The organism is Nocardia sp. NPDC004278 (assembly GCF_053602975.1).
Genome location: NZ_JBSGEQ010000014.1, coordinates 83,325 through 95,945, shown reverse-complemented (window position 1 = coordinate 95,945; position 12,621 = coordinate 83,325). Strand labels below are relative to the sequence as shown.

The 12,621-nt window shown below is 67.3% G+C and carries 4 protein-coding genes; all 4 read left to right on the top strand.

The features are described 5' to 3' along the window. The first annotated feature begins 119 nt into the window (after positions 1 to 119). The 4 genes from ACWEO2_RS22300 (at position 120) to ACWEO2_RS22285 (ending at position 12,447) form a co-directional block, all read left to right on the top strand. Positions 120 to 857: a zinc ribbon domain-containing protein gene (locus ACWEO2_RS22300; protein WP_452407156.1), complete on the top strand. Its 738-nt coding sequence runs from the start codon at positions 120 to 122 to the stop codon at positions 855 to 857. Positions 858 to 951: 94 nt separating this feature from the next. Beyond that, positions 952 to 2,238, top strand: a complete 1,287-nt coding sequence (locus ACWEO2_RS22295) for a bifunctional RNase H/acid phosphatase (protein ID WP_452407069.1) — start codon at positions 952 to 954, stop codon at positions 2,236 to 2,238. Positions 2,239 to 2,550: 312 nt separating this feature from the next. Next, positions 2,551 to 5,025: an FAD-dependent monooxygenase gene (locus ACWEO2_RS22290; protein ID WP_452407068.1), complete on the top strand. Its 2,475-nt coding sequence runs from the start codon at positions 2,551 to 2,553 to the stop codon at positions 5,023 to 5,025. 183 nt (positions 5,026 to 5,208) lie between these two features. Next, positions 5,209 to 12,447, top strand: coding sequence for an amino acid adenylation domain-containing protein (locus tag ACWEO2_RS22285; protein WP_452407067.1), 7,239 nt, complete (start codon positions 5,209 to 5,211; stop codon positions 12,445 to 12,447). The last annotated feature ends 174 nt before the right edge of the window (positions 12,448 to 12,621 follow it).

The following is a 12,621-nucleotide window of genomic DNA, read 5'->3' as shown; positions in this document are numbered from 1 at the left end:
CCGATGACGTGGCCTCGGACCGAATCACCCACCATTCGGGGTACGGTTGAAGACTGGTATCGCCGCCCCCGCGGCTCACGTGCCCCCATCCGTCCATAGCGTCCAGGAGTTTGTCCGCGTTGAATGTCGAACCACCTGTCCAGGCCAAGCTGCTCCAGCTCGCCGCTGTCGACGCCGAACTGACGCGGATAGCGCATCGGCGCACCGTGCTGCCCGAGCAGCAGGAGGTGGCGCGGCTGGAGACCGAGCGGAATGCGCACAAGGATGCGGCGGTGGCGGTCGAGATCCTGCTCGACGATCTCGACCGCGATATTCGCAAGCTGGAGGGCGAGGTCGAGGCGGTGCGCAAGCGCGAAGAGCGCGACCGCGGCATGTTGACCGCCGGTTCGGTGGGCGCCAAACAGCTTTCGGAGATCCAGCACGAGCTGGGCAGTCTGGAGCGGCGCCGGTCGGTACTCGAGGACGAACTGCTCGAGGTGATGGAGCGCCGCGAGGCGTCGGCATCCGATCACGATCATGCCGGTGCGCGGCTCACCAAGACCGAACAGGATCTGGCCGACGCGCAGCGGCTGCGCGATGAGGCGCTGGCGGATCTCGATGTGGCGCAGGGGCGTTGCGATGCCGATCGGAAGGGTTTGCTGGCGCTGTTCCCGGCCGAACTGCTGAGCATCTACGACCGTCAGCGCAGCCAGCACGGTGTCGGCGCGGCGCTGTTGCAGGCGCGCCGATGTGGTGCGTGCCGGATCGAACTGGACCGCGGCGAGATCTCGCGGATCGCCAAAACCGAGCCCGATGTGATCGTGCGGTGCCCGGAATGCGGTGCGATCCTGGTGCGTACCAAAGAGTCGGGTTTGTGACCTTTCCGGTGCGGGTATCAGTACTCGCGTCGGTTCCGCTCCCGGCGGCGGGCGGTCCAACGAGGCCGGGTTGTCGAAGAGGACGAGGGGAACAATGACCCAGCGCGAGGTGATCGTCGAGGCCGATGGCGGTTCCCGGGGCAATCCGGGGCCGGCTGGTTACGGTGCGGTCGTCTTCGATGGCGATCACATCCGGATCCTCGCCGAGCGCAGGGAATACGTCGGTATCACCACCAACAATGTCGCCGAATACCGCGGGCTCATTGCGGGTTTGGAGGCGGCGGCCGAGCTCGGAGCTCGGATCGTGTCGGTGCGGATGGACTCCAAGCTGGTCGTCGAGCAGATGTCCGGGCGCTGGAAGGTCAAGCATCCGGCCATGATTCCGCTGGCGGACCGGGCACGGCGGCTGGTCGCCGGATTCGACACGGTTACCTTCACCTGGATTCCGCGCGCCGAGAACTCCCATGCGGACCGGCTGGCGAACGAGGCAATGGATGACGGCACGCTGATCGGCGAGGTGCATGCCGCCGAACGGCAGCTGCTCGACGCCGGGGCGGTCGCCGCCACGGTGGCGGAGGAGGTGCGCGATGCCGAAGAGCAACTGCTGAGCTGGACCGACGAAACATCCGCACGCGGCGCCGAGGAGCACTTGCCGAGCTGGATCGACGAAGCCAGGGACGCGCAGTCGACCGCGGCCGATGCCCGAGACGCCGAGGGCGACACGCCGCCGACCGCCGCCGAAAAGTCACCCGGCTGGACCGGCGCGACCGGCCGCCCGACCCGCTTTCTGCTGCTGCGCCACGGCCAGACCGCGCTTTCGCTCGAGCGCCGCTACTCCGGCCGCGGCAATCCGCCGCTCACCGACCTCGGCCGCGAACAGGCCGCCCGCGCCGCGAAGATGCTCGCCGCGAAGGGCGGTATCGCCGCCGTGGTCACCTCCCCGCTCGGCCGCGCCAGGGATACCGCCGAAGCCGCCGCAACCGCACTCGATGTGCCCGTGCGCGTCATCGACGGCCTCATCGAAACCGACTTCGGCGACTGGGAGGGCCTCACCTTCGGCGAAGCCGCACAACGAGATCCGCAACTACACGCCCGCTGGCTCGGCGATCCCTCGACGCCAGCACCGAATGGCGAGAGCTTCGACCAGGTCCGCGAACGCGTGGAGGCGGCCCGCCGCGATCTGGTCGCCTTGTATCCGGGCCAGAACATCGTGGTGGTGAGCCACGTGACTCCCATCAAGACCCTGCTGCAACTCGCGCTCGGTGTCGGCCCGTCGCTGCTGTATCGCCTGCATCTGGACCTGGCATCGCTGTCGATCGCCGAGTTCTATCCGGATGGCGGATCCTCGGTTCGGTTGGTCAACGACACGTCCTACCTCTGAGAGGTTTCGGCATCCGACCGATCCGCACTTCTGCAAAGCGTGAATTATGGCGCATGGCAACGGATTCGGCCTGTCGAAACGGCCCCTTTGGGGTGAATCTCACACGGTAACGTTTCAGACACGCGGATAGCGGTAGGCTTCGGGTCGGTCAGGCACAGGCATCCCGCCCGCCTGTCTGGTCGGAGATGACATCGGTCTTCGAACAGTGCTGCTCGGGGGGATGAGAGCCGACGAGCAACGTGGCTCGGTGGTCGCTTCGAAAGGTGAAGGCGTTCTGTGCTGTCCAGTGGGTCGAGGGAAGCGCAGGTTCGAATGAGTAGTCCGGTCAAGGTTGTCGTGCTCGGTGCGGGGATCGGTGGGCTCACCACGGTCGCCGCATTGCGACAGGCGGGCTTCGCGGTCGAACTGTATGAAGCTGCCCCCGAACTGCGCGGCCAGGGATTCGGACTTTCGGTACAGGCCAACGGCATCCACGCGCTGCGCGCGATCGGTCTCGGCATCGAGGAGGAACTGTTCGAGCGCGGCGGCAAGGTCGAGACCTTCCGCTTCAACAACCCGGACGGCACGCCCATCCGGGTGCTCCCGGTGCACCGCCAGGACGAGCGCCTCGGTGCGGCGAGCGTCGCGCTGCATCGCAAGGATCTGCACGCGGTGCTGTTGCGCGCGATCGGCGACACCCCAACTCATGTCGGCACACAGGCGACTCGGTTCATCGATGACGGTGACCACGTGCGCGTCGAATTCGCCGACGGCCGCGTCGCCGAGGGCGATCTGCTGATCGGCGCCGACGGCATCCACTCCGTGGTGCGTGCGCAGCTGCACGGCCGCGCCGAACCGCGCCCCGGCGATTTCATCGCCTGGCTGGCCTGCATCCCGTTCGAACATCCGGCCGTCCCGCGCGGCTACTCCGCCCACTACTGGGGCACCGGAATGCGTTTCGGCATCCATGACATCGGCCACGGCCGGGTCTACTGGTGGGGCACCATGACCATGCCCGGCGATGCGGCCGCCGATTGGCAGGGGACCAAGGAAGATCTGCAGCGGCTCTACGCCGACTGGGCGCCCGAGGTGCGCGCCTGCATCGATCAGACCGAATGGGCCGATGTGCTCGCCGTGCCCTGCCAGGACCGTCCGCCGCTCGCGGGCTGGGGCCGCGGCCGGGTCACCCTGCTCGGTGATGCCGCGCATCCCATGCTGCCCAGCCTCGGTCAGGGCGCCAACGCGGCCATCGAGGACGCGGTGGTGCTGGCCCACTCGCTGCGGACCGCGCTGGATCCCGTTGCGGGCCTGCGTCGTTACGAGCAGGTGCGCGCCGAGCGCACGGCCATGTTCGTCAATGGCTCGTGGTCGCTCGGCAAGATCGAGCAGACGACCGATCCCAAACTGGTGAAGGTGCGCGACACCTACTTCCGGCACGCGCCCACCGAATTCTTCCTGCGCGAATTGGCCAAGCCGATGTCGTTCCCGCCACTGGCCGGACCGACCGCGCGGCTGCCGCGCCCGCTGTCCCCGGTGGAACGCTGGCACTGGATCGCCGATCAGCTCGCGCCGCTGCACATTCTGGCCCGGGTGCGGGTGCACGGGTCGATCACCGCCGAGCAGGTCCGGACCGGACTCGATGCGGTGCAGCGCCGACATCCGCTGCTCGGTGTCGCGGTGGCGGCCGAACCCGACGGCACCGCACCGCGTTTCGTCCAGGTGCCGACACCGATTCCATTGCGCGTTGTCGAAAATGCGGATGCGCAGAGCTGGCTGACCGAGGTGGACGAGGTCGAACTGCGCGAGCCGTTCGACTGGCACGGCGGCCCGCTCGCGCGCGCCGTGCTGATCACCGACTCGACCGGCGAGACCAGCGATCTGGTCATCACCCTGCACTACGCGATCGCCGACGGCGAGAGCGCGATGTCGGTGGCAAAGCAGGTGCTGCAGGTCGCCGCCGGTGAGGGTCCCGAACTCGAGCCCGCCCCGGTCCGGCCGGGTCCGGAGGCACTGTTTCCGGCGAAGTTCCAGGGCGCCAAGGGCTTCGGCCGTACCGTGGGATCGCTGCTGCGCGATCAGAAGTCGCAGCTCAAGCGACCGCGTCGACTGGAGCCGACCGAATTGGCCGCACCGGCCGAGCGGCGCAGCCGGGTCGTGCACCGCAGCCTCGACGCCGATCAACTCGACGCACTGAGCGCCGGTTGCGAGCGCAATGGTGTCGGCCTGCAGGCCGCGCTCTCCGCGGCGCTGCTCATCGCGGCGGCCCGAGAGTCGGGCACCTATAAGGAATCCTGGTATACCGTCGGCAGTTCGGTGAACTTCCGCGACCACCTCGATGGTGCGGTCGCCGATACCGAGGTCGGGACCTACCAGGGCATGATCGCGACTCCGGCGAAGTACGCGCCATGGGCCTCGCTGTGGCAGATCGCCGGTGAGATCGAGCGCGAGTACGGCGCGCGGATGGATCGTCGCGATCACCTCGCGGCACTGAACCTGTTGCAGGTCGCCGCACCGAAGTCGGTTGCCGCCAGCGCATCCACGGTCAAGCTGATGGACACCCGCGGTCCGGGCCACCTGTGCATGACCTACCTGGGCCGCTACTCGTTCCCGGACAAGATCGGCTCCTGGCAGCTGTCGGGCGCGCAATTCGTCTCCGGCATGTCGGTGAGCGGCTTCACCATGGCCACCGCCAATGCCACGCACGGCGAATTGTCGTTCAACCTCGGCTATGTCGAGCCCGCGATATCTCGCGAGCGCGCGGAACGTCTCGCCGATGAGAGTGTGCGCGCACTGCTGTCGGTGATCTGACAATGCGGGCCGTCCGCGCCCGCCCATAGACCGCGAATCCCGGTATCGAGGGCGATGCCGGTAATTCGCGCTATCTGAAAACTGGATACAAGTGGTAACTGCTTTGCGTTCGGCGTCGACAGGGGTGGGTCCTGGACAGGTTTGCGCACGGTATGTGCCGCGATCGTCGCGATAGGAGTGACTGTGACGTCCGAAATCAGCGCAACCCCGGAAAGATCCACCGAGGCCTGGCCGGTCAGCGCGTATCAGCGCGATGTCCTCGGCCTGGCTTTCCGGCTGGCGCCCGAACCCGTTGCCCAACAGACCTATAGCCTGCGCATGGATGAGCCGCTGGATATCGAGCGGTTGCAGGCCTGCTGGCAGCGGGCCCTGATGAGCGATGACGCGCTGCGACTGCGCTTCGCGTTCGACAACGGCGAGTTCCGCCAATGGATTTCCGATGATATTCCGCCGGTCGATGTCATCGATCTCACCGGTGCGCCCGATCCGGAGACCGCGGCTCAGGAGTGGCTGTGGCGCGAGGTCGGCGCGCCGGAGCGGCCGGAGCGGCCCGCCCGGCTGGCCGCGGTGGTGGACCGGCCGGACCGTTTCTTCCTGTACATCTCGGTGCATCACGCACTGGCCGACGGCTATGGCATGAATCCGGTCATCGCCACGCTCGATACCAGCTACAAGATGAAAGACGTGCCGCTCGACCAGCTCGCGGTACCGGAACCCGCCAACGAGCACACCGATCGTTCGGTGGCCACCTACCGGCGGATCATCGAGGACGACGAGGCCTACCGGGCCTCCGAGCAGTACCAGGCCGACCGCGACGGACTGCTGGCCGCACTCGACGGTGTCGAGCCCGCGCTGTTCGACAACCGGACCAACTCGCCGAGAATCGCACGCGGGCACTACAGCACGATGATTTCGGGGGAGTACCTCGACCGTGTCCGCGCCACCGGCGTCACCGTCTTCGCCTATCTGACCGCCGCGGTGGCGACCTATCTCGCGACGATCCACCGCACCGACCAGGTGGTGATCGGCTGCCCGATGCTGAACCGGCATTCCGCGGAGACGTACCGCACGCAGGGGCACCGAGCCAATGTCGTGCCGCTGCCGGTGCGCGTCGACCGGGACGTGCCGCTCGCGGCAATCGCGGAGCAGGTGACCCAGCAGATCCGGAAGCTGAAGAAGCATCAGCGATTCCCCTACGGTGAGCTGACCCGCGCGCTGAATCCGGATCCGGCCGCGCCGCCGCTGTACGACGTCGCCTTCTCCCACACCAAACTGCCCGATGCCGACTATGTCCACGAGCTGCTCTCGAAGTGGACGGTGCACAATCCGGGTTCGGTGACCAATGCGCTGACCATCGTCACCGCGGAGAACGGCAGGGACGGCTCGATCAGCCTCCAGTTGTTCTACGACAAGGACGTTTTCGACGCGAGCTTCCCGATCGAATCGGCGCTGCGCGGCGTCGGTGAGCTGGTCACTGCATCGCTGGACCGGCCGGAGACCCCGGTGGGCGCGCTGCCATTGCTGTCGCCGCGGATGCGTGCCGACGTGGCGGCCTTCGAGGCGGGGCCACGCAACGAGTTCCCCTACACCACCATCGATCGGCTCTTCACCGAACAGGCCGCCGCGCATCCGGATCGGGTGGCCATCGTGCCCGCCGCCGGTTCCGGTGAACAGCGGCTGACCTACGCCCAATTGTCCGGTCTGGTGGATGGTTTCGCGGCCCGGCTGCACGAGCTCGGCGCCACCGGGAACGAATGCATTCCGGTGGTCCTGCCCCGCTCGACGGATATGTTGATCGCGGTGCTCGGCATCCTGCGCGCCGGATGCGCCTATGTGCCGCTCGATCCGGACTATCCGGCGGCGCGCATCGAGACGGTGCTCGCGGACTGCGCTGCGCGGTTCGTGGTCGCCGGACGCGAGCATGCGCGGGTCTACGCTGACCTGGGCGTCACCCGCGTCACGGTGTCCGACACCGTGCCCGGCAGCGTCGAAAACGTCTCGCATCCACACAATCTGAGCTACCTGATCTACACCTCGGGCTCGACCGGCGTGCCCAAGGGCGTAATGATCGAACACCGCTCGGTGGTCAACCGGCTGACCTGGATGCAGCGCCGCTATCCACTGGCCGCCGACGATGTCATCCTGCAGAAGACGCCGGTCACCTTCGATGTCTCGGTGTGGGAGTTGTTCTGGTGGGCCATCACCGGGGCCGAGGTCGCACTGCTCGAGGTCGGCGGCGAGCGCGACCCGCGCCGCATTGCCGAGGCCATTGAGGCGCATGCGGTGACGGTCATCCATTTCGTGCCGTCCATGCTGGCCGCCTTCGTGGACGAGCTGGCGGCCGATCGCACGATCGTGCCGCGCATTGCCGGTCTGCGCCGGGTGTTCTGCAGTGGTGAGGCGCTGCCGCCCGCCCTGGTCCGCCGCTTTCACGCGGCCTTCACCGCGGTGGGCCAGCGGCCGCCGCAGCTGGTGAACCTCTACGGACCGACCGAAGCCACCGTCGATGTCTCGTATTTCGACTGCCCGGACACCGGCGATGCGCTCGATGTGGTGCCCATCGGCCGTCCGATCGACAATATCGATCTGCTGGTCCTGGATGAATCCGGACGCCGCATGCCCATCGGGGTGCCCGGTGAACTCAATATCGCCGGTGTCGGCCTCGCCCGCGGTTATCGCGGCCGCCCCGATCTGACCGCCGCCGCATTCGTCGACGACCTGTCCGTGCCCGGCCGCCGCCGCTACCGCACCGGCGATCTGGCGCGCTGGCTGGCCGATGGCAGCCTGGAGTATCTGGGCCGCTTCGACGATCAGGTGAAGATCCGCGGCAATCGGATCACCCTCGGCGAGGTACAGAACGCGATCCTCGGCTGCCGGGGCGTACGCGCCGCGGCCGTGGTGGACGAGCAGTCCGACACCCACGGACTGCACCTGGTCGGCTACTTCGTCGGCGATGCGGTGACCGGCGAGGAGATCGCCGAACAGATCGCGACCCGCCTGCCCCGCTATATGATTCCGACCCGGCTGCTGCGGGTGGACCGGATTCCGTTGACGCGCAATGGCAAGACCGACCGCAAGGCGCTGGCCCGCGAGGCGGCGACCGCCGAGCAGGTGGACGTCATCGGCGCGGTCGAACCGCGCACACCGGTCGAGGCCGAGCTGGCACAGGTCTGGCGGACCGTGCTCGGTATCGACTCCATCGGTGTACACGACAACTTCTTTACCCACGGCGGCGACTCGATACTCGCGCTATCTGTGCGCACCGCCGCCGAGCGGGCCGGGATGTACTTCGATGTGGACGCCTTCTATCAGCATCCGACCATTGCCGAACTGGCCGGGATCGTCTCGGATGGTCCGGACGGCAACCGGATTCGGATCGTCACCGCACTGGAGACGGTGCCGCTGATCGACCGCGCCGCGCTGCATCAGGCCGAGGACGCATTCCCGGCCACCGCCCTGCAGCTCGGCATGCTGTTCCACAGCATCGAGCGCGCCGATTCGGTGACCTACAAGGATGTCTTCCGCTACCGCCTCGAAATGCCATGGGATGCCGCGCGATTCCGCGCCGCATTCGACCGGCTGGTGCGCCGTCAGCCCGCTTTGCGCTCGTCGTTCGAGCTGAGCAAGTACTCGGTGCCGCTACAGGTCGTGCACACCGCGATCGAATACGACCTGGAGATCGTCGATATCTCCGATCTCGATCCGGTACTCGCCGATCAAGAGGTCGAGGACTACACCCAGGAGCGCAGACACGCCCACTACGACCTCACCCGCGCACCGCTGCATGCCGTGCGGGTGTTCCTACGTCCACTCGAAAGTGCCAGCCAGGCCGTCGATCTGGTGCTCAGTTTCCATCACGCGATCCTCGACGGGTGGAGCGTCGCGACCACGGCGCTCGAGCTGTTGCTCGACTACCTGAACACGTTGGGGCTGGTCGAAACCGGCGTCGATGACACCCCGTATGCGACCACCGTGCTCGCCGAATACGCACAGGCCGAAATCGCGGCGGCGCACGACGATTCGGCCCGTGCGTTCTGGCGGGAGGCGCTGGCGGGTGCCGAACCGACGGCACTGACCGCATTGGGTGTGCACCGGGGTGCCGGGGCGGAGGAACCACGGGCCAGTGCAGTGGTGCCGCGCCGGCTCGCCGAGCGGGTGACCGCCTTCGCCGCCCGGCACCAGGTGCCCGAGAAGGCCGTCTACCTGGCGGCGCACTGCCTGACGCTGCGCACGGTGACCGGCCGCGCCGATATCACCACCGGCGTCGTCAGCCACGGCCGTCCGGACCGGGCGGGCGCGGAAAGCATTGCGGGCCTTTTCCTCAACACCCTGCCGATGCGGCTGGACGATACCGCGACCACCTGGCGCGCGGCCGTCGACCAGATCGCGCGCCGGGAGCGCGAGGCGTATTCGCACCGGCGCTATCCGCTGCGGTCGATGCTGGCCGATGGCGCCCCCGCCTTCGAGACGGCGTTCAACTTCATCAACTATCACCTCTTCGCACCGATCGTCGGCGCGGACGGCGTCGCACTGCGCGATTTCGACGTTCGCGAGGACACCAACTTCCAGCTCCTGGTGACCGTGGCCAACGATCCACGGGACGGCCGAATGTGGGTGCGGGTCAATGGCGATCACACGCTGACCAGGGATCAGTGCGAAACCGTCGCGGTCACCCAGCTGCGCATGCTGGCGAGCATCGTCGCGGATCCGGATGCCGCGATCGATCACAGCACCGGGCCGGCGACGGCCCGTGATGTCGGCACGCTGGTCGCCGACGCGGCCGCACTCAATCCGGATACGGTCGCCGTACAGGGCGACGAATCCGGCATCACCTACGACGAACTGATCGAACGCAGCGATCGACTGGTCCGGCGGCTCAGCGGCTTCGGCATTCGGACCGGCGATCGCATCGGCATTCTGATGGGCCGTCGCCCGGAGCTGGTACTGCTGGTACTCGCGCTCATGCGGCTCGGCGCGGCCTGCGTGCCGCTCGATGTCAGCTATCCGCGGTCCCGGCTGAACCTGATGATCGACCGCGCCGACCCGCACCGGGTGATCGCCGACGCCGACTACGCCGATATCGTCGACAATGCCGCGCTGGTGTTGGATACCGCCGACCTGTTCGACTCGACGGCCCCGGACAATCGCACGGAAGCCGCTGCTCCGGAACATATCTCACCCGATGCGGTCGCCTATGTGCTGTTCACCTCCGGCTCCACCGGCGAACCCAAGGGCGTCGCCATGCCGCACCGCGGGCTGACCACACTGGTGGACTGGCAGAACCGCAGCGCATCGGGCATGGACCTGGCCAGCACACTGCAATTGGCGCCCTTGAGTTTCGATGTGTCGTTCCAGGAGATCTTCACCACCCTGGCCGCGGGTTCCACGCTGCGGGTCAGTTCGGTGGATCTGCGCTCCAATGTCGAGGAACTGCTGAATACCGTTGTTGCGGAGGGCATCGAGCGACTGTTCCTGCCCTACGTCGCACTGCAGGCCTTCGCCGAAGCCGTGGTGGCCCGACGGATGTTCCCGGTCGATCTGAAGGTGCTCGGCTCCTCGGGCGAACAGCTGCGCATCACCGACGAGATCCGCGCTCTGTGCAAGGTGGTACCCGGCCTGCTGCTGGAAAACCAGTACGGCCCAACGGAATCCCACGTCGCGACCACCTGCACGCTGACCGGCTCGCCCGATGACTATCCGTCGCTGCCGCCGATCGGCCGCCCGGTCGACGGCGATACCGTCGAATTGCTCGACGGCGCACTGCGTCCGGTGGCCGACGGCGTGATCGGTGAGATCTACCTGGGTGGTCGTTCCCTCGCACTCGGCTACCAGGGCCGGGCGGCACTGACCGCGCAGCGTTTCGTGGCCGCGCACGGCGGCGCGATCCTCTACCGCACCGGCGATCTCGGTGTCCGGCTGGCCTCCGGCGATCTGGTCTGCCTCGGCCGCAGTGACAGCCAGGTGAAGATCCGCGGCTTCCGGGTGGAGCCCGCCGAGGTGGAGCTGTGCATTCTCGGGCTGGCCGAGAAGTACCCGGCCATCACCGAAGCGGCCGTGGTGGCACGGGGTTTCGGTGGAATCGATGGTGCCCTGATCGCATTCCTGGTCGGCGACGCCGAGCAGACCGATCTGGCCGCACTGCGCCACGATCTGCGCGGGGTACTGCCCGCGCATATGGTGCCGTCCCGGTTCGTCTTCCTCGACGAACTGCCCCGCACGCCGAGTGGTAAGCGCGACGACGGCGCACTGCGCTCGATCATCGATGCCGTACCGGAATCGGTCGCCGCGCGGCGGGAACCGGCCGACGAATACGAACGCACCGCCGTCGAACTGCTGGCCGAATACGCCGGTCTGCGTTCGATCGGACTCGACGACGATTTCTTCGCCTCCGGCGGCACCTCCATCGGCGCCATGCGGGTGGTGATGGGGCTGTCCCGGCGATTCGGCGTCGAGTTGCCGCTGGATTCGTTCATCGGCGCACCGACGGCCACCGAACTCGCGGCGCTGATCCGCTCCGGCAATACCCAGCGCACCTTCGACCCCCTGGTGCCGATCAGCGTCGGCGGTCATAAGCCGCCGCTGTTCCTGGTGCATCCGATCGGTGGAAATGTGCTGTGCTACTTGGCCCTTTCCCGCTATCTCGATCCGGATCGGCCGATCTACGGCCTGCAGGCCGCCGGAGCGGACCCGGGCAGCACGCCGGAGAAGTCGATCGTCGCGATGGCGGAGTCCTATCTGGCGGCGGTGCGCCGGGTGCACCCCGAGGGGCCGTACCACCTGGCGGGCTGGTCCTTCGGCGGCAATGTCGCCCTCGAAATGGCGCGTCAGCTGCCCGAACACGAAGTGGCCAGCGTGACGCTGCTCGATACCATGGCGTTGCGGCAGCAGGCCCGCGAACCGATCGCCGAGGAGCAGCTCATCCGCTGGTTCTTCAATGAATTGCTGTGGTATGCCCGCGGAAATCAGGCCGCACTCGTCGACTTCGAACCCGATGTGCACGGTTCCGAGGAACTGTTCGAGGCAATGCTCGCCGAGGCGATCAGATCCGCGATCCTGCCCGCCGACAGCTCACCGCAGGCGATACGCAGGCTCTACGACGTGTTCTACGCCAATTACACGGCGCTGCTGGAGTACCGGCTCGAACCCTATGACCGCGATATCACCCTGCTGCGGGCCGAACAGGGGCTGCCGCCCGGTGTCGATATCGCGCACCAGGCGGTGGGCAGCATGTTCGACAGCGCGAACAACGGGTGGCAGCAGTACGCGGCCCGGGGCTTCACGCTGGTGCCGGTGCCGGGCGATCACCTGCACATGATGACCGAACCGCATGTCGGTGAGGTCGCTGTGCAACTCGACGCGGCGCTGGCGGCGGCGGATCCGGATCTGGATCGGGAGCTGGGCGCCGAAATGCTCGACGCCTGACCGATGCGACCCGACCGTTATGCGCGACGACCCGCATAACGGTCGGGTTCGGCGCTGTAGCAGGCGTGGTTCTCGTCATGGTGAACTACAGTTTCGAGGTGGCTGCAGCCATCGGGGGTGGCTCTCCATCGCGTGCGCGGTTGGCCAACGCCTGCGTCGATTCCGATGTCGGCC